Raw genomic sequence first — 23,064 nt, forward strand, 5'->3', positions numbered from 1 at the left:
AGCGGCCCGCGAAGACTAGGTGCGGATTTCCCGGAGTGCAACGACTGGCGAGGGGCGGAAGTATGATTGGGAAATTACCTACAGGAAAGTCGTACGGAGCGGCGTTGTGTGGCGTCATGCGACAGCGGTCCTGTGCGGTCGGATGACTAATTCAGCACTCATGTGCGCTCGGATGACTAATTCAGCACTCATGTGCGCTCGCCGGGGTCATCACTAAAACCGCTATCACCCGCCATCCCCCAATTCCCAAAACCGGGTAATCCCGGGCCCTTTCCCCAATCCCCTTCACAACCCGCCGCTATCCCCTTGAAAAACAACATCTAAAAACTCTGGCGCGGCCCTTGCACTCCCGTCGTAAACGTCCCGACCGAGGCGCGCCACGATGATCACTGTCAAAGGCACTCTGTTGCCCTCTCTGTTGTCCCTGGCCTTAGCTGTATTGGCCATCCCGTTGTCCGCGCAGGCGGCGATCCGCTGCGAGCGAACGCTGGTGGCGAATGTCGTCGCGCTGGACCAGCCGCTGATGTTCAACCGCCTCGGCGCGCAGAACGCCAATGGCATGATGTTCGCCCTGCGCCGCGATGTGGTGGACGAGCACGATGTGCTACTCAGCAAAGGCGGGGCGGCGGTGCCGGGCAAGGTGTCGCTGCGCCCGGACAAGCGTCCGCGGCCGATCGTGCTGCGGGTCGCGGCGGGGGACTGTCTGACCATCAATCTGCAGAACCTGCTGGCCTATCAGGCCAACCCGAACAAGGACCTGACCGACGCCGAGCACGACCCGATCGTCGATGATCAGGTCAGCGATCGCCATGTCGGTTTCCAGGTCAATGGCCTGCAAGCGGTCAACGGTATCCAGGACATCGCCGCCTTCACCGGGCGCAACGGCAATTTTCTGGTGGCGCCGGGCAATACCCGCTCCTACACCCTGTATGCCGAGCGCGAAGGCGCTTTCGCCGCGACCAGCAAGGGCGCAACCTTCGGTGGCGAAGGCGCCGCGGGCAACGTCGCCAATGGCCTGTTCGGCCAGGTGATCGTGCTGCCCAAGGGCGGGCGCAGCTACCGCAACACCCTGACCGAAGAGGAAATGCGCATGGCCACCACCGGCCGCGCACCGACCGGTCAGCCGGTGGTGGACTATGAAGCGCGCTATCCGCAGCGCGAACCGTGGATCCGCGAGGGCAAGGCCGGCGCGCCAATTGTCGCGATGGTCGATGGCAGCGAGATTGTTTCCAGCGAAGCCGACGCCGTGGTCATGGGCCCCAACACCGACGGCAGTTTCCCGGCCTCGACCTACCCGCTGGAAAGCCTCGGCAAACGCAACCCGGCGCTGCCCAACCGGCTGGAGGCGTTCCGCGATTTCTCCTCGATCTTCACCGATGAAGCCGCCGCGACCCAGGCCTTCCCCGGCTATTGGTCGGACCCGGTGATGGGCCACGTGCTGGAGCCGGCGCGGGATTCGTTCATGATCAACTACGGTTCCGGCGGCATGGGCGCCGAGGTGGTGGCCAACCGCTTGGGCGTGGGGCCGATGCACGATTGCCTGTCGTGCGCCTACGAGGAATTCTTCCTCAGTTCGCACACCGTCGGTGATGTGGCGATGCTGGTGGACGTGCCGGCCAACGTCGGCCTGGAGAACATCCGTCCCGGCGAGATCCCCGACCCGCGCGATACCGGGGTCAAGGCGACGATGGCGCTGTACCCGTCGGAGCCGGCCAACGTCAACCACAGCTACATCGGCGACTTCATCAAGTTCCGCAACAGCCACAACGGTCACGAGCAGCACATCTTCCACCTGCACGGGCACCAGTGGTTGTTCAACCCCAATGACGACAACTCCGACTACGTCGACGCCCAGGGCATCGGTCCGGGCATCGGCTACACCTACGAAATCGCCAACGGCGGCTCGGGCAACCGCAACCGGGTAGCCGGCGACGCCATCTATCACTGCCATTTCTATCCGCACTTCGCCCAGGGCATGTGGAGCATGTGGCGGGTTCACGATGTGTTCGAAGAGGGCACCCGCCTGGAAGTCTCGGGGCAGGGCGCCGACAGCTATCACACCACGCCGTGGGCCCTGCGCAGCGGCAAGCCGGCCACCGGCGCTCGGGCCTTGCCCGATGGCGAGATTGTCGCCGGCACACCGATTCCCGCCGTGGTGCCGCTGCCAGGCAAGGCCATGGCGCCGATGCCGGGCAAGGTCGCGGTGATTCCGAAAATGGCCGCGGAACTGGTCGCCCGTCATGACGACGATGAGCCGGAAGACGAGGACGATGACGACGATTCGGCCCACGACGGCGAACTGCGCGCCATTGGTTCGGTGGTCCTGGTCGATCGCGGCGAAAGCAACCGCAACGCCGATGGCAGCCTGAAAAACCCCGGCTATCCGTTCTGGATCGGCGGGATGGAAAGCACCGTCGGTCAACGGCCACCGACCCCACCGCTGGACATGCTCGACACCGACAAGGCGCGCAGCCTGCGTGACAGCGGCAACAGCCTGTGGGCCAACCTCGATCCGGCCCAGTCCGCCGGCTGGGATGGCGGCCTGCCGCGGCATGCGCTGGACGGCGTGGCGGCGGGCGGTGAAGCCCACGCCACTACCACGGCGCTGGATTTCTCCAAGGAAATCACCCGGGCCAAGGCAGTGTTCATGCCGGAGGAGGGCACCGAGGTCGAACAGGCGGCCATGCGTTTCCACTCCAGACCCGAGCACCCCAGCTACGCGCTGTTGCCGGGCCGCCAGGTGGTGGCCAAGGCGTTCCGCACCAACGGCGCCTTGCCGGTGGCCGGCGCGCCGTACTACGAACCGTGCATGGATGACCGCGCCAAGCGCCTGACCCAGGCCTCGCCCCTGGGCGAATACCACAGCGGCGAGCGTCTGGACGGCATGAGCTTCACCGGTTCGTCGCCGTTCACCGCCGACCGTCCACGCATCTACAAGGGCGCCAATATCCAGTTCGACGCCGTCTACAACAAGGTCGGCTACCACTTCCCGCAGGCGCGCATCATCGCCCTGTGGGAAGACGCCTGGCCGGTGATCACCAAGCAGCGTCCGCCAGAGCCGCTGGTGATGCGCATGAACACCTTCGACTGCGTGATGTACCAGCACACCAACCTGATCCCGGCGTTCTACGAGATGGATGACTATCAGGTGCGCACGCCGACCGACGTGATCGGCCAGCACATCCACCTGCCCAAGTGGGACCTCACCGCCGCCGATGGCTCGGCCAACGGCTGGAACTACGAGGACGGCATTCTCTCGCCCGGCACCGTGGTCGAACGCATCCACGCCATCCGCGCGTTCAACCAGTGCCTGGGCAGCGACCCGCGTGACGGCAGCGCCGAATGCCCGAAAGCCAAGGCGCATCCGTTCTTTGGCCGCTATGGCCGCGCCGACTGGCTGGGCGCGCGCACGCAGATGCAGCGCTGGTTCACCGATCCGGTGGTCAACATCAACAACGTCGACCGTGGCCTGGGCACCATCTTCACCCACGACCACCTCGGCCCATCGACCCACCAGCAACTGGGTCTTTACGCCACCGTGCTGGCCGAGCCGGCCGGTTCCACCTGGTTCCATGCCGAGACGGGCGAGGCGCTGTACAACACCGCGCAACGCGAAGACGGCGGGCCGACTTCGTGGCAGGCGGTGATCGCCACCGGTGACCTGGACAACGACGGGCGCAACGACAGCTACCGCGAGTTCTTCCTGGAATACAGCGACTTCCAGCATGCCTACGAGGCGGGCGTCTATGTCGGCGCCGGACCCAACGGCATCCCCAATGCCCAGGCCTATCCGGCCAGTGCCGACAGCTTCCGCTATGCGATCAACCCGCCGGTGCGGCAGAAAGCTTCGAACCTGCTGGAGTCGGTGGTGGAATCCCGTGGCGGTCTGACCCCGGGCTGCCCGAGCCGGCCATGCCCGCAGGCGATCTCGGTGGATGACCCCGGCATGTTCGTCGTCAACTACCGCAACGAGCCGCTGGCCCTGCGGGTGTTCGACCCGAACAAGGTCGCCCCGGACGGCAAGCGCGGCATGCAGGCCGACGGCCTGGCCGGCGATCTCGCCTTCGCCATGCAGACCCGTACCGACCGCGCCATTGCGGCGATGAACCTGTCGCCCGCAGCGATCACCCAGGCAGTAGGCCCCACCGGCGGCACCACGCAATTCCCGCCGCATATCAACAAGGCCGGCGCCGAGCCGGGTGACCCGTTCACGCCGATGCTGCGCACCTATTCCGGTGACAACGTGCGCCTGCGCATGCACGCCGGCGGTCATGAGGAGGAACACAACGTGACCCTGCACGGCGTCAAGTGGCTGCAAAGCGGCTCGGGCTTCGGCAGCAGTTCCAACTCGGGGTGGAAAGCCTCGCAGATGGTGGGCATCTCCGAACAACTGGGCTTTATGGCGCCCGTGTCGATGGTCTCCAGTTCGGCTGCGCCCAACGGCGACTACCTGTATTCACTGGATGCTTCGCTTGAGGGTTACTGGAATGGCATCTGGGGCGTGATGCGCAACTACACCAATAGCCGCAGCGACCTGTTCGCCCTGCCGAACAACCCGCAGCCGATGGCCGCGCGCAACACCGTGGCGTTCGACGGCATCTGCCCGCGCTACACCGCCAATACCAACGGCATCGGCACCCGGCCGACCGTCACCCGCAGCTATGAAATCGTCGCCGCGCTGGCCAACGACATCCTCGGCAACCCGCAAGCGGTCAGCATCACCGACCCGGCCGGGGCGGCCCAGCATGTCGGCGGGCCGCTCAAGGCCAACGGCGGCACGCTGACCTACAACACCCGCACCACGGCGATCCCGCAGGTCAGCGTGATGGACCCGGAAGACGGCGAGGTCTTCACCATCGGTGGCCACGCCGGGCCGCTGCATGACCCGACCGCCGTGCTCTATGTGCGCAAGGCCGACCTCGATGTCAGCACCGGCAAGCTCAAACCCGGCGTGCCGATCGAGCCGCTGGTGCTGCGCGCCACTGCCGGCGAATGCATCAAGGTCACCCTGGAAAACCGCCTGCCGCTGGTGATGCCGGACCTGGCCAGCACCGCCTCGATGCAGAACGTGGTCAAGCGCGACCGCAACGGCAGCGAAGGCTCCACCGCCTTCAACAACAACCTGATGCGGCCGTCCAGCCATGTCGGTTTCCACGCTCAGTTGCTGGCCTACGACATCACCAAGTCGGACGGCGTCAACGTCGGCCAGAACCCGGTGCAGACCGTACCGCCACGGGCCGGCAACAGCGGCGCCTGGCCGAACAAGGTCTATCAGTACTACGCCGGTCACCTGGAACGTGAAGGCAAGCCGGTGTCGCAACTGGGCCGCGCGGTGGACAACATCAACACCACGCCGATCGAGTTCGGCGGGCTGAACATCACCCCGGCGGACGTGATCAAGCAGGGCCAGAAAGGCCTGGTCGGCGCCATGAGCATCCTGCCGCTCAACGCCACCTGGACCGAAGACGCCGCCAGCCGTGCCTCGGCCACCGTGCAGGTCAGCGGGCAGGCCGCCTACCGTGATTTCGCCACGGTCTGGCAGCGCGCCCTGAACATGCGCTGGGCCGATGGCCGGCCGGTGGAAGGCATCAACACCGAGGGCAATGGCGTGCCGGGCGATCCGAAGGACAACTCCGGCATGGCCATCAACTACAAGAGCGAACCGCTGTGGTTCCGCTTCGGCCTGGCGCCGGACGCGCCGTTCGGCCACGCCGATGGCAGCGGCTGGGCCGACGTCGGCAACGCCCATATGGCCTACGCCAACCTGCTGGTCGGCGGCGATCCGCAGACTCCCGTGTTGTGGGCCAAGCCCGGTCAGCCGTTCCGCACCCATGTGCTGATGCCGACCGGTGGCAGCCGCGGCGTCACCTATCAGCTCGACGGGCACCTGTGGCCGTTGCACGCCCTGCAAGCGGAGAAATCCGACACCGGCGGCTACCCCATGGGCCTGCCGGGGATCGGCTCGGTGCGCTTCGCCTACAACCCGATGGCGATGTACATCGGCGCCCAGGAAAGCGTGTTGCCGGCGGCGCACTTCAGCTTCATGCACCCCAGCGCCGGCGGCGGCAACGCCATTCCGGGCGACTACCTGTTCCGCGACTACGCCGCCTACGGCAACGCTTCGGGACTCTGGGGGATCCTCCGGGTCACCAACGAAACCCCGCCCGCCACGGCACCGGCGCAGTAATCAGGGAGCAGGCGCATGAACAAGAAGAACAAGTCGCTGTACCTGGGGCTGATGACCGGTGTGCTGCTGATGGGCATCGGTGTCGCCTACGAAAGCCTGTGGTGCGACCCGCGTGCGCCACTGGCGGTCGGCCCCGACCTGGGCGCCAGTCGCCTCAGCCGCGATGGCATCACCGTGGAGTTCGAAGCCACGCCGCTGGGCGGCAGCGGCGGCCTGACCGAAGGCGCCTACGCCAGCATCCGCTTCAAGGTCACCGACCAGAACTCCGGACAGCCGCTGTCCGGGGTGGCGCCGGGGGCCTGGATCGACCCGGCGCTGAGCGGCGACGCGGCCCGGGACCGGGACAAAAGCTGCAAGGCACGGGTCGCGCTGTTTCTCAAGAGCAGCATCGGCGCCCGGCCGCTGATGGACCTCAACAGCTACTTCCTGCTGGTGCTGAACAAGGACGCCAGCCTCACCGTGATCGACCCGTCGGTCTCGGTGGGCGGTGTCACCAGCACCCTGGCGCGCATCGGCCTCAGCGACACGCCGATGGACTGGGTGGCCAGCGGCGACGACAAGCAGGTCTACGTGTCGATGCCGGCGGCGGGCAAGGTGGCGTTGATCGACACCACCACCTTCCAGCACGTCGAAGACCTGCCTGCCGGGCAGCAACCGGTGCGCGTGGCGTTGCAGCCCGACCAGCGCCTACTGTGGGTCGGCAACAACGCCACCGACGACGCCCACAGCGGTGTCAGCGTGATCGACACGCAGAAGCGCGCGCTGCTCAAGTTCATTCCCACCGGCAAGGGCCATCATGAAATCGCCTTCAGCCACGACTCGCGCTACGCCTTTGTCAGCAACCGCGACAGCGGCACGCTGAGCGTGATCGACGGCAGCGACCTGAGCCTGCTGAAAACCCTCAAGGTTGGCCCGCACCCGCTGTCGGTGGCGTATTCGGCGCTGTCCCAGGCGGTGTACGTGGCTGACGGGCGCGACGGCAGCATCAGCGTCATTGATGCCCGGAGTCACACGCTGCGCAGCCGCATCCAGGCGCAGCCGGGGCTGGGGCCGATGCGCTTCAGCCGCGACGGGCGTTTCGGCATTGTCCTCAACACCCTGGAAAACCGCGCCGTGGTCATCGATGCCGGCAGCGACCGGCTGCTGCATAACCTCGACGTCTCCGCCGAGCCGTATCAGGTGACCTTCACCCAGGCCTACGCCTACGTGCGCGGCCTGGCCTCGTCGAAGGTGACCATGATCAACCTGTCGAGCCTGGGCGAGGGGCGTACGCCGATCACCCAGGGCTTCGACGCCGGCCCGGCCGCGCCGCGCCAGGCCGGCGACTTGCCGCTGGCCCAGGGCCTGGCGGTGGCCCGTGACGAGAACTCGGTGTTCGTGGTCAACCCGGTGGACAACACCACCTATTTCTACGCCGAAGGCATGAACGCACCGATGTCCGGCTACGCCAACCGCGGCTCCAACGCCCGCGCCGCGCTGGTCATCGACCGCAGCCTGCGCGAGGTGGCGCCGGGGGTCTACAGCTCGACGGTGAAGCTGCCAGCGGCGGGGGATTTCGACGTCGCCTTCCTGCTCAACCAGCCGCAGATCATCCATTGCTTCAGCACCGAAGTGGCGGCAGCGCCGGACGCGGCCCACCGGCGCACGCCACGGGTGGAATTCCTGATGGATCGCCCGGTGGTTCATCAGGGCAGCCCGTTCGTGGCGCGTTTTCGCCTGCTCGAAGGCAGCGGCGAACCGCGCAAGGGCGTACGCGATCTGTCGCTGCGTTACTTCCTCGCGCCATCGTCGCGGGCCCGCAGCAGCGAAGTGGAAGAAGTCGGCGAGGGCGTCTACCAGGCCGCGCTGCAGTTGGGCGAGGCCGGCGCCTGGTACCTGCATGTGCAGGCGCCGTCGTTGGGCGATGCCTTCGCCGAGAAAAACTACACCAGCCTGCGGGTGCTGCCCGCCAAGGCGCAATGATCCCAGCACGAGGAACGCGCGATGAAATCCGTCAAAGCCCGCAGTTTCCTGGCCCTGTGCCTGTTGGCCGGCGCCATTGCCCAGGTTCACGCCCATGGCGGCGTCGACCACAGCGCCCATGACGCCCCCGCGGCCCATCAGGAAAAGACCCAGGTGCGTTTCGCCGATGTCGCCCTGCTGGACCAGGACGGCATGCCGGTGCGCCTGGAAAAAGACCTGGTCGCCGACCGCATCACCGTTATCGGTTTCATCTACACCCGCTGCACCACGGTGTGCCCGGTGGTGTCGTCGATCATGGGCAAGGTCCAGCAGCGCCTCGGCGGGCGGGTGGGCGAGGAGGTGCAGTTGGTGTCGCTGAGCGTCGACCCCCAGCACGACGATCCGAAACGCCTGAACGATTACGCCCGGGCCTTCCAGCACGGGCCGGGCTGGAGCTGGCTGACCGGCACGCCATACGCGGTGACCGAAACCCTCAAGGGGCTGGGCAGTTTCAGCGCCGACCTGGGCAACCACCCGCCGCTGATTCTGGTGGGCGATGGCCGCACCGGTCACTGGACGCGGTTCTACGGCTTCACCGACCCGGACAAGCTGGTCGGCGAAGTGGATCGTCTCAGCACTCGCCGGGTGCATGCCCGCCACACCGCGATTGCCCAGGAGCACAGCCATGAGTGAAGTCAGCGTGCGTCGCCCCGGCATGAAACCCTTCGACTGGCTGGTGCTTGGCGCCTGCTTGTGGATTCTCGCCAGCGTCGCCATGGCCCATGACGGCCATGCCCCATCGGCGCCCGCTGAGTCAGCGCCCGCCGCGCCGCCGCCCAGTGTCGGCACCCACGATGCCCAGGCGTATTTCACCGACACCGAACTGCTGGACCAGAACGGCCGGCGCCTGCGCTTCTACAGCGACGTGCTGAAAGACAAGGTGGTGCTGCTCAACGTCATCTTCACCCACTGCAACGACGCCTGCCCGCTGATCACCCGCAAGCTGCGCGAGGTCCGCGAGGCGCTGGGCGAGAAGGCCGGCGAGGTGACCTTCATTTCCATCAGCAGCGACCCGGCCAACGACACGCCACAAGTGCTCAAGCGCTTCGCCGAACAACAGGGCGTGGACGGGCCGAACTGGCTGTTTCTCACTGGCGCCCAGGCCGATATCGACCGGGTGCTGGCGCGCCTGGGGCACATCCTGCCCAGCCCCGAACAGCACTCCACCCAGTTGATCGCCGGTGACGTCGCCGGCAAGCGCTGGAGCAAGATCCGCCCGGACGCGCCGCCCACGGCCATCGCCCAGCGTCTGCAATTGATGACCCTGCCACTGGCCGGGCGCTGAATCATGAACCGCCTGTGCGCCACGCTGCTGCTGGCTGCGCTGACTCTGGCCCAGACTGCGCTCGCGCTGGAACTGAACCCGCAAGAGTCGGCCGGCAAGCGCCTGTACCGCGAGGGCGTGGCGGCGGCTGATGGGCAGGTCACGGCGTTGGTCGGCGCGGCGAACATGCAGGTGCCGGCCAGCGTGGTGCCTTGCGCCAACTGCCATGGTCGCGATGGCCGCGGCCGCCCCGAAGGCGGGGTCCGTCCGCCCGAGTTGAGCTGGCAGCGGCTGGTGCTGGCGGGCGGTGAACGTCAGCTCAATGGCCGCCACTACCCGGCTTACAACGATGCCAGCCTGGCGCGGGCCATTCAGCAAGGCGTTGATCCGGCGGGCAACCGCCTGGACCCGGCCATGCCGCGTTTTTCCCTGTCGATGGCCGACCAGCGCAACCTCACCGCGTACCTCAAGCGCCTGGCCGAGGACCACGATCCCGGCGTTGAAGAGCGGTTTCTGCGCCTCGGCACGCTGCTGCCTGCCGAAGGCGAACTGGCGGACGCGGCGCGGGTGGTGCGGGCCATCGTCTCCGGGCGCATCGAGGCGATCAATGCCAGCGGCGGCATTCATGGCCGCAGCTTGCAGTTGTCGGTGATCGATCCCGGCCCGGACTGGGCCAGCGCCGAGGCGGCGTTGACCCGCTTGCTGGATGAAGAACAAGTGTTCGCCCTGGTCATGCCGCTGGCGCCGGCGCTGGACGACACGCTCGCCGCGCGCCTGGAGCAGGCCGGGGTGCCACTGATTGGCGCCCAGGCGCAGGAAAATGACAGCCGACAGATCTTCGATCCGCTGCCGGGGCTGCATGAGCAACTGCTCAGCCTGGCCGACTACGGCGCAGCGTCCCTCGACCTGCGTCAGCGTCCGGCGCGCATCCTCTACAGCGACCCGGCCCACGCCGCGCTGGCCCGGCTGCTGCTGGCCGACCTGCAACAACGCGGCTGGACGCAGCTGCAATTGCAGCCTTTCGAAGGCCGGGCGGTGGAGGGCGAGGCGGTGTTTTTCCTCGGGCTGGCGCCAGCCTTCAGCGAACTGACTGCCGCGCTCCAGGCGGCGGGGCGCACGCCGTACCTGTTCGCGGCGTCCAGCCAGGTCGCCGGTGAACTGATGCAGGTGCCGGAGCAGTGGTCGCGGCGGGTGTTTCTGGCCTATCCGTTCGTGCCCGGCGACTGGAGCCCGGCCGGGCGCGCGGCGCTCAACGACCTGCGCCGTCGCCAGGGGCTGGACGGCCGGCAGGCGCTGCTGCAGGTCGGCGCCTGGTGTTCGATGGTGTTGCTGGAAGAGGGCCTCAAGCGCGCCGGACGCGACGCCAGCCGCGACAAGCTGGTCAACGCCCTGGAAAGCCTGCACGACATCGACACCGGCCTGACCCCGCCGTTGGGCTTCGGCCCCGGTCGGCGCCAGGGCCTGGCGGGCGCCCATGTGGTCACGCTGTCGATGCCGGGGCCGCTGTTCTACCCGGTGGCGCCTTATACCCGTCCGGCCGATCGGCCATGATGAGATGTGCCATGAGATGTGCCAAGAGAGGTGTGCGATGAAAATCTTTCTGTTGATCCTGGTGCTGATCGCCGCAGCCCAGGCGTTTATGCTCAAGGCCGAGGAGGGCGGCGAGACGGCGGTGCGGGTCAACGGCGTGGGCATCAGCGCGCTACGCGTTGAGCGTTATTTCGCCGAGTACCTTGAAGACCAGGGCCGCGCGCTCACCAGCATCCGCAGTCCGAGCCTGTACCAGCGCCTGCGCGAACAGGCGCTGGAGCAATTGATCGCCAAGGAACTGCTCTGGCAGGAAGCGCGTCGGCGGGGCATCGAGGTTGACGAAAGCGCCGTGCAGGCACGGATCGAAGAGCTGCGCCGGGCCTTCCCCGACAGCACCGGTTTCACCCGCGCCTTGGCCGATGCCGGCTTCGATGAGGCTTCGTTCGCCGACTACACTCGTCATGAGATCGCCGCGCAGCAGGTGTATTCACTGCTTGGCCAGGTCTCGCCGCCCACGGATGAAGAGGTGTTGGCGTTCCATCGGGAGCGCCGACAAACTGCGGCAACTGGCTCGAACCAACAGGACGAAAGTCCGGTCGAACGTGAGCAGGGACTCGCAGTGACTCAAAACCTCCTCTTCGAACGACAGCAGGCGCAGGCCCGCCAGGCGGCGTTGCAGCGTCTGCGGGCAGACGCCCGGATCGAGCGGGCCGATACCCGCTGAGCGACTTCCCCAGTGTTGGGGGAAGCTTAGGGGCAAAGTGCCATGCTGCCCCCGGGGTTGGGGGCAGCCGTATCGGGATGAATGGGCAAAATCAACAGAATCAACGGGTTAACAGCGTCATAAATCGCCGTCCGGGTCTGGCATGAAGCGTGCGTAAGCCTCTACAAGGCCGCACTCAGCCGGATCGGGAAACCGCACCAGCATGTTCTTGGAGTCGACCTTGGTGAAGACAGTTCTGGTAGTCGATGACGAACAGACGCTTGCGCAGAATCTCAAGACATATCTGCAAACACAGGGTCTGAGCGTCCATGTTGCCCACGACGGAACGAGTGCCATCGGCCTGGCCGAGCGCATTCAGCCCGATGTGACCGTGCTGGATTATCGTTTGCCCGATATGGAGGGATTTCAGGTTCTGGAGGCCGTGCGCTCGCACAGGGACTGCCACTTCGTGTTGATCACCGCGCACCCGACCGCCGAGGTCCGTGAGCGCGCCGCCCAGCTCGGAGTCAGTCACATCCTGTTCAAGCCTTTTCCGCTGGCGGAACTGGCCCGCGCAGTCTTCGACCTGATGGGTATCGCGCGCACGTCCAGAGCGGGCAGCAACACGGACACGGGTTTCGTCGAACGCCGTCAGAACGCAAACCAGAGTTTCCCCTTGCAGTTGTACGACGGCACCTGGGTTCTGGCGGATAGACGGCGTAATGGCTCGCGACCGCCCCCTCCCGACGACGACCAACTGCTCACCGGGGAGTAGGCGCGAGCACACCGATCCCGGCTCGCCGCGCCTAGTGCGTTGGAGAGCAGGCCATGCAACCCGTGTCGCTCGCTGTACCCCCGGCTACCGCCGCCACCCCGGCAATCCTCGACCGCGCTGTGCTCGGCCAGGCCCGCGAACAGGCCGGGCACAGCGGCGAACGCCTGCTTGATTGCCTGCGGACACTGGCCGCCCTGGCCCCCACCGACTTCGTCGCGGCGCTCGGCAGCCACCTGCATTACCCGGTGCTGGACAGCCAGCGCCTGCTCGCCGCCACCCCGTTGTTCACCCACGTCAGCCTGGCCCAGTGCCTGAAGCGCGAATTCATCCTTGTTGAACTGGACGGCCAGCGCGCCGGCGTGTTCGCCGACCCGTTCGACGGTGAGCGTCTGGCCTGGATCGACGAGCACCTGCACGGCGCGCCGCTGTACCTGGCGCAAGCGGCGGACCTGGCGCTGTTTCTCGCCCGCCAGGAAGAAAACTTCCACGCCGTCGATTCGCTGGGCAGCGAGGCCGAAGGCGGCATTGAAACCGAGGCGTTGCAGAGCCTGTCGCTGACCAGCATCAGCGAAGACCAGAGCCGGGTGGTCAAGCTGGTCAACTCGACGCTCTACGACGCGCTGAAAATGCACGCCAGCGATATCCACCTCGGCGTTACCGGCAGCGGCCTGGTGATCAAATACCGTATCGACGGCGTGCTCACTGCCATCAGCAAGGTCAGCGGCAGCGAGTTCGCCGATCAGGTGATTTCGCGGATCAAGGTCATGGCCGAGCTGGATATCGGCGAGAAACGCGTGCCCCAGGACGGCCGCTTCAAGATCGGTATCAGCGCCCGGCAGATCGATTTCCGGGTGTCGATCATGCCGAGCATCTTCGGCGAGGACGCGGTGCTGCGGGTGCTGGACAAGCAGGACCTGGCCGACCGCGTCAGCGGCGTGCAGCTCCAGGCCCTCGGCTTCGAGGAACAGACCCTGCGCAGCCTGCGCCGGCTGGCGAGCGAGCCCTACGGGATGATCCTGGTCACCGGTCCCACCGGCAGCGGCAAGACCACCACGCTGTACGCGATGATCAGCGAGATCAACCACGGCCACGACAAGATCGTCACCATCGAAGACCCGGTGGAATACCAGTTGCCGGGGGTGTTGCAGATCCCGGTCAACGAGAAAAAGGGCCTGACCTTCGCCCGCGGCCTGCGCTCGATCCTGCGCCACGACCCGGACAAGATCATGGTTGGCGAGATCCGCGACCCGGACACCGCGCAGATCGCCGTGCAGTCGGCGCTCACCGGGCACCTGGTGTTCACCACCATCCACGCCAACAACGTCTTCGATGTGATCGGCCGCTTCAGTCAGATGCAGGTCGATCCCTACAGCTTCGTTTCCGCCCTCAACGCCGTGCTCGCCCAGCGCCTGATCCGCCTGGTCTGCCCGCACTGCGCCCAACCCCACCAGCCGGATGCCGAAGAACTGGCCGCCTCGGGCCTGGGCACGACGCCGGTCGATGGCTGGCAGTTCGTCCAGGGCCCGGGTTGCGGCCAGTGCCGCGGCAGCGGTTACCGCGGACGCACGGCGATTGCCGAACTGCTGCACCTGGACGACGACCTGCGCCAGATGATCGTCGAGCGCCAACCCCTTTCCCGGATCAAGGCCCATGCCTGTCAGCGCGGCCTGCGCCTGTTGCGCGGCTCGGCGCTGGAACTGGTTCGCGAGGGCCGCACCACCTTGGAGGAGATCAATCGTGTCACGTTTATCGCCTGATCGATTTGTCGCCGTGCTCGGCGCCCAGGGAGTCGGCCTGTGCCGTCGCCAGGGCCGCCAGCAGCACTGGCTGGCCAGCGTCGCGGTGGAAGCCGGACGCGAACAACTCGCCGAGGTCGCCCTCGACGCCCTGGCCACGCTGCTCGCCAGCCACGCCTGCAAAGGCGGGCGCCTGAGCGTGGTGCTGGCGGCGCAGTACTGCCGCTTCTGCCTGGTGCCGTGGAGCGAAGGCATCACCCGGCCGCAGGAGTTCGAGGTGTATGCCCGGGCCTGTTTCGAACGCTGCTACGGGCAGTCGCTGGATGACTGGGCCATCGTCCTGTCGCCAGAGCCGGCCGGTTGCGCGCGAATTGCCGCGGCCTTGCCCGACGCGCTGTTGCAAGGGCTCGCCACACGCTGCCGCGCCGCCCAGCTGAAACTGGAGGCGGTGCAGCCGTACCTGATGGCGGCCTGGAACCACTTTGCCGGGCAGGTGCCGGGCAACGACTTCCTGTTTGCCCTTGCCGAGCCGCAGCGCTGCGTCTACCTGCTGGCACGCGCCGGCGGCTGGCAGCAGATCCGCAGCCAGGGCGTTGGCGACAGCGACCCGGAACTGGCGGCGCTGCTGGCCCGCGAGTGCAACCTGCACGCCGGGGAGGGCGACCTGCGCCTCTTCGTGCATGCCCCGGCACGCCGCGAACCGAAGCCGTTGCTGGACGCGGTGGAATTGCTGGAACTGGACGAGCCCGCCGCGCTGTTGCCCAGCATGGCGCGGGTGGTGGCCTGATATGGGCCCCCTGCAGCTCGACTTCATCCCGCCTCGCCGTGGCCCGCTGAGCTGGGCGCCGCTGCTGCTCGGCGCCGGCTTGCTGGCGGCCAGCCTGGCCTGGCAACCACAGCTCGACGCGCAACAGGCGCAACTGCAGCAACAGGTGCGCCAGGGCGAACAGCAACTGGGCTTGCGGGCTCGCGACGTCCCGGCGCTGAGCCCGGCCCAGAGCCGCGAACAGGCGCAGAAACTGGCGCAGATGCGCAACCTGTCGCAGCAGTTGCAGCGCCCTTGGGACAGCCTGTTCAGCCTGCTGGAAGGGCTGCCGCAAGAAGACATCGCGTTGCTCAGCCTGAGCCCGGATGCGCGCAAAGGGCAGGTGCGGATCAGCGCCGAAGCCCGCGACCTGGAAGCCATGCTGGCCTTCCACAAACGCCTGGAAGCCAGCGCCGAGCTGCACGACGTGTCGCTGCTCAACCACGAAATCCTCGTCAAACAGCCGGAGCGTCCGGTCCTGTTCAACCTGTCGGCCCATTGGGAGAGCGGCGATGCGCGTCTCTAGCCTGCGAGTTCATGAATACCTGCGCCAGCTTGGCTGGGCGCCGCTGGCCGGCGTGGTGCTGATGCTCGGCGCGGCGCTGCACGGCGTCGGCCAGCTCGGTCAGTGGCAAGACCTGCAAACCCTGCAGGCACGCAGCGAGAACGTCAGCGAACAACTCGCCCAAGTCCGCCGTGGTGAACGCCCGGCCGTCGCCGCCAGCGTCGATCCGCTCCAGGGCCTGCAGCAGCAATTGCCGGCTCAACCGGAAGCCACCGAGGCCATCGAACGCCTGTACCGCCTGGCCCGGGACGAGAAGATCAGCCTGTCCCGTGGCGAATACGCCCTGGGCGTAGACCCGGACACCAAGCTTGCGCGCTACCAGATTCTCCTGCCGCTGCGCGGCAGCTACCTGCAGATCCGCCGCTTTCTCCAGGCCTTGCTGGCGCAGATGCCGGCGCTGGTGCTGGAAGACATCGACCTGCAACGCAAACGGATCGGCGACAGCGAGCTGACCGGGCGCATCCGCATGACCCTTTACCTGTCGAGGTCGTGATGAACACTCAGCGGCTGTTGGGCTGGACCGCTTTTCTCGGTGTATCGGGCGCCCTGGCCTGGGCACCGGGGTTTTTCTTCGAAACGCCGGCGCCGGAGGCTGACGCCGCGGTGATCGCCGCCCCGCGCAGCGCCGCCACCGCGGCAAAGGCCCAGAGCGCTGCGCGCGAGACGCTGAAGACGCCGCTGCGCGATCTGTTCGCCAGCAAGCAGTGGAAACCGGCCACGGTGCTGGCGACGGTCACCGAGCAGCCGTTGGTGGTGGCGCCGGTGGAGGTGCTGCCGGTTGCGCCGGCGCTGCCGTTCCAGTTCGTCGGGCGCCTGGATGATCGCGACGACCAACGCGTGTTCCTGCAAGCCGGGGAAAAACTCTACGTCGTGCGTCGCGGCGATGTGATCGACGAGACCTACCGGATCGAACAGATCTCCGCGACCGAGCTGAGCCTGGTCTACCTGCCCATGCACCTGTCCCAGACCTTGTCTGTAGGGAGCGCACCATGATTTCGTCAGTCGTTCACAAACCCGCGCCATTTCTGCTGCTGGCGCTGTTCGTCGCCATTGCCGGTTGTGGCACCAGTGCCGTGCGCAAGGACGGCCAGGCGCTGATCGCCGAAGGGCAGTACGAAGCCGGCATCGCCGTGATCGAACAGGCGCTGGTCGAGTCGCCGCGGGATACCGAGCTGAATATCGCCCTGGCCCAGGGCCGGGCCAAGGCGGTGGAAGCGCTGCTGACCCAGGGCGACAGCGACCGCTCGCGTCACGACTTTGCCGGAGCGCGAATGGCCTACGGCCGGGTGCTGACCCTGGAACCGAACAACCGTCGCGCCCAGGACGCGGTGCGCGAGATTGAGCAGCTGCGCAACATCGATGAACGCACCGCCCTCGGCCAGGCGGCGCTGCGCCGGGGCGACCTGTTCGGCGCCGAACGGCATATGCGCGAAGTGCTGCTGCTCGACCCACAGAACCAGGGCGGCCTGGCCCTGCGCAAGGACATCGAGCTGGTGCAGGCGCGCACCGCCCAGCCCAACCCGCAACTGCGCGGCAAGCTGGAGCGGCCGGTGACCCTGGAGTTTCGCGACGCCAACCTGAAGACCATCTTCGAGGTGCTGTCCCAAGTCGCCGGGCTCAACTTCATCTTCGACAAGGACCTGCGCCCGGACATGAAAGCGACCATTTTCGTCCGCGAAGTGCGCATCGAAGACGCCGTGGCGCTGCTGCTGGAGCAGAACCAGTTGCACCAGAAGGTGGTGAATGAAAACACCCTGCTGATCTACCCGGACTCGCCGCAGAAAACCAAGGATTACCAGGAACTGGTGATGCGCACCTTCTACCTCACAAGCATCGATGCCAACACCGCGCTGAACATGGTCAAGACCATGCTCAAGACCCGCGACGTGTTCGTCGATGAGCGCCTGAACACCCTGACTATGCGCGACACCCCCGACGCCGTGCGCATGGCCGAGAAGCTGTTGCAGTCCCAGGACCAGTCCAACCCCGAAGTGGTGCTGGAAGTGGAAGTGATGGAAGTGGCCCGCTCGCGGATCCTCGACCTCGGCCTGCAATGGCCCAACACCTTCGGCGTGGTCAATAGCGACGGCACCGGTGTTGGTCTGCTCAATCAGTTGCGCGGCATCAACTCGTCGCGGATCTCCATCGCGCCGTCGCCGCAACTGAAGATCAATGCCCAGGACAACGACATCAACACCCTGGCCAGCCCGGTGATCCGCGTCAGCAACCGCGAGCAGGCGCGCATCCACATCGGCCAGCGGGTGCCGATCATCAGCGCCACCTCGGTGCCGTCGACCCAGGGCCCGGTGATCACCGAAAGCGTCACCTACCTGGATGTCGGTCTGAAACTCGAAGTGACCCCGGTGGTGCACCTGAACAACGAAGTGGCGATAAAGATCGCCCTTGAAGTCAGCAACGCCACGCCGCTGGAACCGACCCGTCAGGGCACCATCCCGGTCCAGGTCGATACCCGCAACGCCCAGACCAGCCTGCGCCTGCACGATGGCGAAACGCAGATCCTCGCCGGGCTGGTGCGCAACGACCACGGCGCCAGCGGCAACAAGATCCCCGGCCTTGGCGACATCCCCGGTCTGGGCCGGCTGTTCGGCAGCAACAAGGACAATGTCGGCAAGTCCGAACTGGTGCTGTCCATCACCCCGCGCATCGTGCGCAACCTGCCGTACCAGAGCCCGTCGGACATGGAGTTCGCCACCGGCACCGAAACCAGCCTGCAGATCCGCAACCTCAACCGTGCCAGCGACATGGCCGAGCCGGCGCCGGATGCGGCGGTCAGCAACACCTCGATCGCCGGGAGACCCTGAGCCATGAAACGCGCGCAAGGCGGGTTCACCCTGATCGAGGTGGTCATCACCCTGGCCCTGATCGGCCTGCTGGCGGCCATCGCCGCGCCGCTGACCGAAACCGTGATCCGCCGCGGCAAGGAGCAGGCGTTGAAGACCGCGCTGTTCCAGTTACGTGACGGCATCGACGCCTACAAGCGCGCCTGGGACGCCGGCTACATCGAGAAAAACCTCAACGCCAGCGGCTATCCGCCGAGCCTCGAGGTGCTGGTGGAAGGCGTGCGCGACGTGCGCAGTGCCAAGGGCGCGAAGTTCTACTTCCTGCGGCGCATCCCCCGCGACCCGCTGCGCCCGGCAGGGCGTGACGACGACAGCGGTTGGGGCCTGCGCGCCTACGACAGCGGCGCGGACAACCCACGCCCTGGCGAGGACGTGTTCGACGTGTATTCCCAGGCCCCCGGCAAGGGCCTCAACGGCATCGCCTACAGCCAGTGGTGACGACAATGCGCCAGAGCAAGGGCTTTACCCTGATCGAACTGCTGGTGGTGATGGCGATCATCGCCACCCTGGTGACCATCGCCATGCCGCGTTACTTCAGCAGCCTGGAGCAATCGAAGGAAACCACGCTGCGCCAGAGCCTCGCGGTGTTGCGCGAATCCCTCGATCACTACTACGGCGACACCGGGCACTACCCCGAGTCGCTGGAGCAACTGGTGGAGCAGCGCTACCTGCGTGCCGCGCCGCTGGACCCGATCACCCAGCGCCGGGACCTCTGGCAACTGCTGCCGCCGCCTGAGGGCGTGGCCGGCGCGGTGGGCGATATCAAGAGCGGAGCAACCGGGAGGGCGCATGATGGCAGTCTTTATGCCGAGTGGTAAAGCGGCCGAGGCCGGCTTTACCTACCTGGGCGTGCTCCTGCTGATCGCCGTCAGCGGCATGGCCCTGGGCGCCGCCGGGCAACTGTGGTCGAGCCAGGTGCTGCGCGAGCGCGAGCAGGAATTGCTGTGGGTCGGCAGCCAGTACGCCCAGGCCCTGCGCAGCTACTACCGCGCCTCGCCGGGGCTGGCCCAGTACCCGCAAACGCTGGATGAACTGCTGGAGGATTCGCGCTTCCCCAACCTGAAGCGGCATATCCGCAGGCTGTATCCGGATCCGATCACCGCCAGCGACGACTGGGGCCTGGTGCGTTCCATCGACGGGCGCATCACCGGGGTCTACAGCCGCTCCCAGGGTGTGCCGCGCAAACAGTCCGGGTTTGCCGCGCAGTGGGCGGATTTCGAAGGACTGGGGCATTACGCCGATTGGCAGTTCGTCGCCGAGCGGGCCTTTACCGGCGAGGCGCCCCAGCGTGCGGCGGCCGGGGCGGCGCCATGAACCGCTGGCTGCGGGTTGCCGTGCTGTCGCTGGCCCTGATCGGCGCGCAGGCGCGGGGCGGCGAGGAGGACGAAATGATGGGTTTTATCGTCGACGCCACCATCAGCCATATCGGCCACGACTTCTACTACAGCTTCGCCGAGCGGCTGCGTGCCACCAGCCGCCTGGATTTCAACCTGGTGGTACGGGAAAAGCCGGACCCGCGCTGGGGCAGCCTGGTGTCGGTCGAGTATCAGCAACGGGTGGTGTACCGGCGGTTCCTGCCACCCAACACCGTAGAACTCAAAGACGCAGCCTACGAGGCTGCCGATCTGGTCAAGGCGCAGGTCATCCAGCGCAAGCTGGAGTCGCTGCTGCAGGACACCACCGATCTGGAGAGGGACGAGCTATGAACACCACCATCGCCCACCGTCTGGCCTGCGCCGTATTCCTCGCAGCCTGCGCCCAGGCGTCGGCCACCGAACTGGTGCACACGCCGATCAACCCGTCGTTTGGCGGCAACCCGCTCAACGGCACCTGGCTGCTGAACAACGCCCAGGCGCAGAACGACCATGACGACCCGTCCATCGGCGGGCGCTCGGCCTACGCCGGCACCACCGCCCTGGAGCGCTTCAGCAACCAGTTGGAGTCGCGGATGCTCTCGCAGTTGCTGGACAACATCGCCAATGGCAACAGCGGCAGCATGTCCACCGACTCGTTCATCATCAACGTGATCGACGACTCCGGGGCCTTGAGCATCCAGGTCACCGACCGGGCGACGGGCGAAGTGTCGGAAATCCAGGTCAACGGGCTGAATCCTTGAGCCGTGCCGAAAGGGGAGTGATGAACATGAAACGTCTACTGGGCACCCTGCTGATTCTCGCCACGTTGCAAGGTTGCGGTCTGCGTGAACCGATGTCGGCCGAAGACACCGAGACCCCGACCCTGACGCCGCGGGCCTCGACTTACTACGACCTGCTCAACATGCCGCGCCCCAAGGGCCGGCTGATGGCGGTGGTGTACGGCTTTCGCGACCAGACCGGGCAATACAAACCAAGCCCGGCCAGCTCCTTTTCCACCAGCGTCACCCAGGGCGCGGCGAGCATGCTGATGGATGCGTTGCAGGCCAGCGGCTGGTTCATGGTGCTAGAGCGCGAAGGGCTGCAGAACCTGCTGACCGAGCGCAAGATCATCCGCGCCTCGCAGAAAAAGCCGGATACCCCGGTGAACATCCAGGCCGAGCTGCCGCCGTTGCAGGCGGCCAACCTGATGCTCGAAGGCGGCATCATCGCCTACGACACCAACGTGCGCAGTGGGGGGGAGGGGGCTCGCTATCTCGGCATCGATATCTCCCGCGAGTATCGGGTGGACCAGGTCACCGTCAACCTGCGGGCGGTGGACGTGCGTAGCGGACAGGTGCTGGCCAATGTCATGACCAGCAAGACCATCTACTCGGTGGGGCGCAGTGCCGGGGTGTTCAAGTTCATTGAATTCAAGAAACTGCTGGAAGCGGAAGTGGGCTACACCACCAACGAGCCGGCGCAGCTTTGCGTGCTGTCGGCGATCGAATCGGCGGTGGGGCATCTGCTGGCCCAGGGGATCGAGCGGCGGCTGTGGCAGGTGGCGGGGGATGGCAGTGGCGACAAGGCGGTGCTGGATCGGTATCTGGGGCAGTACCAGCGTCCTTGAGATCGAGCGCCGCTTGGGTATCTACACCTCTCGCAGGTAATCGCGAACTGTCAGCTACTTGCAATCCTGTGGGAGCGGATTCATCCGCGAAGGGCCGCACAGCGGCCCTAGATCCATCCAGTACCTTGTTTCTGGCTGGTCTGGATCTCACATTCAGGCATCGTGAGGTCGAAATAAATACAGAGCATAGACAGCCACCTCGTGCCGGATGGTTTTGGGGCCGCTGTGCGGCCCTTCGCGGATGAATCCGCTCCCACCGGTCGTTTGTGATCTGACGCTTTTTGCTTGCCAGCGATGCACCGCGCAAAGCGGCACCCCGGGGTCACTGCCTCTGCATATAACTCAACGTCATCCGACTCAACGCCCGAATCCCCACCGCCAGACTCGGGTCATCCACCTGAAACCCCGGCGAATGGGTCGGCCACACCGGCTTGTCAGCCAAGGCCGGCGGGGTGACGCCCATGCGCATGAAGATGCCAGGGATCTCCCGGGCGTACTCAGCGAAGTCGTCCGCGCCATAGGTCCCGTTGTCGATCTTCACCGGAGTAGTTGAAACCTGCTCCAGCACCGGCAACAAGCTATCCACCAAGGCCGTGTCGTTATGACCAGCCCGGTAGTTGCCGGGCAAATAATCGATCTCGGCACTGGCGCCGGACGCTTCGGCGATCTTTTCCGCAGTACGGCGCATGCGTTGCAACACGTCTTCGCGCTGCTCGTCACTGACGGTACGAATCGAGCCCTCCAGTCGCACTTCAGCCGGGATGATGTTGTGCCGGTCGCCCGCTTCGATGCGGCCGACCGAGATCACCGGCGCTGGCAGCACGCTGAGGTTGGACTGGCGGCTGGGTATGGTCTGCCAGGCGAGGATGGTCTGCGCCGCCACCGGCACCGGGTCGATGCCGGTCCAGGGGAACGCGGCGTGGGTCTGGCGCCCCTTGATCCGCGCTACGAAGGTGTCCGCCGCGGCGGTGGTGCGGGTGCGGCTCAGGGTGAAGGTGCCGGCCGTGCCCGCCGTGACGTGGATGCCGAAGATCACCGCCGGCGCCGGGTTTTGCAGCACGCCTTGTTCGATCATCAGCTTCGCCCCTCCCGTCTCACCCAGCGGCGGGCCTTCTTCGGCCGGCTGGAAGATCAGCTTGAGGGTGCCGGGCAACTCGTCGCGACGGGCTGCCAGCACTTCGGCCACACCCAGGGCCATGGCCATGTGCGCGTCATGGCCACAGGCGTGCATCACTCCGATTTCCTTGCCGCGGGTGCGGAAATCGCCGCTCTGGTCCAGCACGCGGACGGTCGAGGCGAAGGGCAGGCCGGTCTGTTCGGTCAGGGGCAAGGCGTCCAGCTCGGCGCGGATCGCCACCACCGGCCCCGGCTTGCCGCCGCGCAGGATGCCGACCACGCCGGTGTGGGCGACGCCGGTCTGCACCTCCAGGCCCAGCTCGCGCAGGCGTTTGGCGATGCGCTTGGCGGTCTCGACCTCGCGATTACCGAGTTCCGGGTGTTGGTGGATTTCATGGCGAAGCGCGATGACTCCGGGCAACGCCTTGGCGATACGGGCATCGAGGTCGCCCCAGTCCGCCGTCGGCGCGGCGCTGATCGGCCCCGCGAGCAAGCCGAGAAACAGGGCAACCAGCGTTTTACGGTACGGCGGCATGGGG

General features: G+C 66.5%; 20 protein-coding genes. 19 read left to right on the forward strand and 1 reads right to left on the reverse strand.

The window, feature by feature from the left end; all coding sequences use genetic code 11:
• Positions 1 to 382: 382 nt before the first annotated feature.
• The 19 genes from mnxG to HWV67_RS02550 all read left to right on the forward strand — a co-directional run bounded on the left by mnxG (position 383) and on the right by HWV67_RS02550 (position 21,409).
• Entirely contained in the window at positions 383 to 6,187 is a 5,805-nt protein-coding gene (gene mnxG, locus HWV67_RS02460; RefSeq protein WP_175649762.1) for a manganese-oxidizing multicopper oxidase MnxG, read from the forward strand.
• A 15-nt stretch (positions 6,188 to 6,202) separates the two neighbouring features.
• A complete protein-coding gene (locus tag HWV67_RS02465) occupies positions 6,203 to 8,149 on the forward strand; it encodes a YncE family protein (RefSeq protein WP_175649763.1) in 1,947 nt (648 codons plus the stop codon).
• 21 nt (positions 8,150 to 8,170) lie between these two features.
• Entirely contained in the window at positions 8,171 to 8,821 is a 651-nt protein-coding gene (locus tag HWV67_RS02470) for an SCO family protein (protein WP_175649764.1), read from the forward strand.
• Positions 8,814 to 9,473, forward strand: coding sequence for an SCO family protein (locus HWV67_RS02475; RefSeq protein WP_175649765.1), 660 nt, complete (start codon positions 8,814 to 8,816; stop codon positions 9,471 to 9,473). Before HWV67_RS02470 ends, HWV67_RS02475 begins: the two co-directional genes overlap by 8 nt.
• 3 nt (positions 9,474 to 9,476) lie before the next feature.
• A complete protein-coding gene (locus tag HWV67_RS02480; protein WP_175649766.1) occupies positions 9,477 to 11,003 on the forward strand; it encodes a cytochrome c/ABC transporter substrate-binding protein in 1,527 nt (508 codons plus the stop codon).
• A gap of 37 nt (positions 11,004 to 11,040) precedes the next feature.
• Positions 11,041 to 11,706 carry a SurA N-terminal domain-containing protein gene (locus HWV67_RS02485; protein WP_175649767.1) on the forward strand — a complete coding sequence of 222 codons (666 nt, stop codon included), beginning with the start codon at positions 11,041 to 11,043 and terminating at the stop codon, positions 11,704 to 11,706.
• 220 nt (positions 11,707 to 11,926) lie between these two features.
• Entirely contained in the window at positions 11,927 to 12,460 is a 534-nt protein-coding gene (locus tag HWV67_RS02490) for a response regulator (RefSeq protein WP_175649768.1), read from the forward strand.
• A gap of 53 nt (positions 12,461 to 12,513) precedes the next feature.
• On the forward strand, positions 12,514 to 14,217 hold the full coding sequence (locus HWV67_RS02495; RefSeq protein ID WP_175649769.1) for a GspE/PulE family protein: 1,704 nt from the start codon (positions 12,514 to 12,516) through the stop codon (positions 14,215 to 14,217).
• Positions 14,198 to 14,983 carry a hypothetical protein gene (locus HWV67_RS02500; RefSeq protein ID WP_175649770.1) on the forward strand — a complete coding sequence of 262 codons (786 nt, stop codon included), beginning with the start codon at positions 14,198 to 14,200 and terminating at the stop codon, positions 14,981 to 14,983. Before HWV67_RS02495 ends, HWV67_RS02500 begins: the two co-directional genes overlap by 20 nt.
• A 1-nt stretch (position 14,984) precedes the next feature.
• A complete protein-coding gene (locus tag HWV67_RS02505) occupies positions 14,985 to 15,527 on the forward strand; it encodes a pilus assembly protein (RefSeq protein ID WP_175649771.1) in 543 nt (180 codons plus the stop codon).
• Entirely contained in the window at positions 15,514 to 16,059 is a 546-nt protein-coding gene (gene pilO, locus HWV67_RS02510) for a type 4a pilus biogenesis protein PilO (RefSeq protein WP_175649772.1), read from the forward strand. The genes HWV67_RS02505 and pilO overlap by 14 nt, the downstream gene beginning before the upstream one ends.
• Positions 16,059 to 16,559, forward strand: a complete 501-nt coding sequence (locus tag HWV67_RS02515) for a hypothetical protein (protein ID WP_175649773.1) — start codon at positions 16,059 to 16,061, stop codon at positions 16,557 to 16,559. Before pilO ends, HWV67_RS02515 begins: the two co-directional genes overlap by 1 nt.
• Positions 16,556 to 18,388 carry a secretin N-terminal domain-containing protein gene (locus HWV67_RS02520; protein ID WP_175649774.1) on the forward strand — a complete coding sequence of 611 codons (1,833 nt, stop codon included), beginning with the start codon at positions 16,556 to 16,558 and terminating at the stop codon, positions 18,386 to 18,388. The genes HWV67_RS02515 and HWV67_RS02520 overlap by 4 nt, the downstream gene beginning before the upstream one ends.
• Positions 18,389 to 18,391: 3 nt before the next feature.
• On the forward strand, positions 18,392 to 18,865 hold the full coding sequence (locus HWV67_RS02525; RefSeq protein WP_175649775.1) for a type II secretion system protein: 474 nt from the start codon (positions 18,392 to 18,394) through the stop codon (positions 18,863 to 18,865).
• A 5-nt stretch (positions 18,866 to 18,870) separates the two neighbouring features.
• A complete protein-coding gene (locus tag HWV67_RS02530) occupies positions 18,871 to 19,245 on the forward strand; it encodes a type II secretion system protein (protein ID WP_175649776.1) in 375 nt (124 codons plus the stop codon).
• Entirely contained in the window at positions 19,220 to 19,741 is a 522-nt protein-coding gene (locus tag HWV67_RS02535; protein ID WP_175650951.1) for a type II secretion system protein, read from the forward strand. The genes HWV67_RS02530 and HWV67_RS02535 overlap by 26 nt, the downstream gene beginning before the upstream one ends.
• Positions 19,738 to 20,133, forward strand: coding sequence for a curli production assembly/transport protein CsgE (gene csgE, locus HWV67_RS02540; protein ID WP_175649777.1), 396 nt, complete (start codon positions 19,738 to 19,740; stop codon positions 20,131 to 20,133). Before HWV67_RS02535 ends, csgE begins: the two co-directional genes overlap by 4 nt.
• Complete coding sequence (locus HWV67_RS02545) at positions 20,130 to 20,543, forward strand: curli assembly protein CsgF (protein WP_175649778.1); 414 nt, start codon at positions 20,130 to 20,132, stop codon at positions 20,541 to 20,543. The genes csgE and HWV67_RS02545 overlap by 4 nt, the downstream gene beginning before the upstream one ends.
• A 26-nt stretch (positions 20,544 to 20,569) precedes the next feature.
• Positions 20,570 to 21,409: a CsgG/HfaB family protein gene (locus HWV67_RS02550; protein WP_175649779.1), complete on the forward strand. Its 840-nt coding sequence runs from the start codon at positions 20,570 to 20,572 to the stop codon at positions 21,407 to 21,409.
• A 322-nt stretch (positions 21,410 to 21,731) separates the two neighbouring features.
• Here HWV67_RS02550 and HWV67_RS02555 read toward each other — a convergent pair whose 3' ends face one another.
• Positions 21,732 to 23,060, reverse strand: coding sequence for a M20 metallopeptidase family protein (locus HWV67_RS02555; RefSeq protein ID WP_175649780.1), 1,329 nt, complete (start codon positions 23,058 to 23,060; stop codon positions 21,732 to 21,734).
• Positions 23,061 to 23,064: the final 4 nt, after the last annotated feature.

The organism is Pseudomonas sp. Marseille-P9899 (assembly GCF_903166565.1).
GTDB lineage: Bacteria > Pseudomonadota > Gammaproteobacteria > Pseudomonadales > Pseudomonadaceae > Aquipseudomonas > Aquipseudomonas huaxiensis.

Bases quoted from the DNA above. Each gene is read 5' to 3' on its own strand.
- mnxG (WP_175649762.1), top strand. From the start codon at position 383: ATGATCACTGTCAAAGGCACTCTGTTGCCCTCTCTGTTGTCCCTGGCC.
- HWV67_RS02465 (WP_175649763.1), top strand. From the start codon at position 6,203: ATGAACAAGAAGAACAAGTCGCTGTACCTGGGGCTGATGACCGGTGTG.
- HWV67_RS02470 (WP_175649764.1), top strand. From the start codon at position 8,171: ATGAAATCCGTCAAAGCCCGCAGTTTCCTGGCCCTGTGCCTGTTGGCC.
- HWV67_RS02475 (WP_175649765.1), top strand. From the start codon at position 8,814: ATGAGTGAAGTCAGCGTGCGTCGCCCCGGCATGAAACCCTTCGACTGG.
- HWV67_RS02480 (WP_175649766.1), top strand. From the start codon at position 9,477: ATGAACCGCCTGTGCGCCACGCTGCTGCTGGCTGCGCTGACTCTGGCC.
- HWV67_RS02485 (WP_175649767.1), top strand. From the start codon at position 11,041: ATGAAAATCTTTCTGTTGATCCTGGTGCTGATCGCCGCAGCCCAGGCG.
- HWV67_RS02495 (WP_175649769.1), top strand. From the start codon at position 12,514: ATGCAACCCGTGTCGCTCGCTGTACCCCCGGCTACCGCCGCCACCCCG.
- HWV67_RS02505 (WP_175649771.1), top strand. From the start codon at position 14,985: ATGGGCCCCCTGCAGCTCGACTTCATCCCGCCTCGCCGTGGCCCGCTG.
- pilO (WP_175649772.1), top strand. From the start codon at position 15,514: ATGCGCGTCTCTAGCCTGCGAGTTCATGAATACCTGCGCCAGCTTGGC.
- HWV67_RS02515 (WP_175649773.1), top strand. From the start codon at position 16,059: ATGAACACTCAGCGGCTGTTGGGCTGGACCGCTTTTCTCGGTGTATCG.
- HWV67_RS02520 (WP_175649774.1), top strand. From the start codon at position 16,556: ATGATTTCGTCAGTCGTTCACAAACCCGCGCCATTTCTGCTGCTGGCG.
- HWV67_RS02525 (WP_175649775.1), top strand. From the start codon at position 18,392: ATGAAACGCGCGCAAGGCGGGTTCACCCTGATCGAGGTGGTCATCACC.
- HWV67_RS02530 (WP_175649776.1), top strand. From the start codon at position 18,871: ATGCGCCAGAGCAAGGGCTTTACCCTGATCGAACTGCTGGTGGTGATG.
- HWV67_RS02535 (WP_175650951.1), top strand. From the start codon at position 19,220: ATGGCAGTCTTTATGCCGAGTGGTAAAGCGGCCGAGGCCGGCTTTACC.
- csgE (WP_175649777.1), top strand. From the start codon at position 19,738: ATGAACCGCTGGCTGCGGGTTGCCGTGCTGTCGCTGGCCCTGATCGGC.
- HWV67_RS02545 (WP_175649778.1), top strand. From the start codon at position 20,130: ATGAACACCACCATCGCCCACCGTCTGGCCTGCGCCGTATTCCTCGCA.
- HWV67_RS02550 (WP_175649779.1), top strand. From the start codon at position 20,570: ATGAAACGTCTACTGGGCACCCTGCTGATTCTCGCCACGTTGCAAGGT.
- HWV67_RS02555 (WP_175649780.1), bottom strand. From the start codon at position 23,060: ATGCCGCCGTACCGTAAAACGCTGGTTGCCCTGTTTCTCGGCTTGCTC.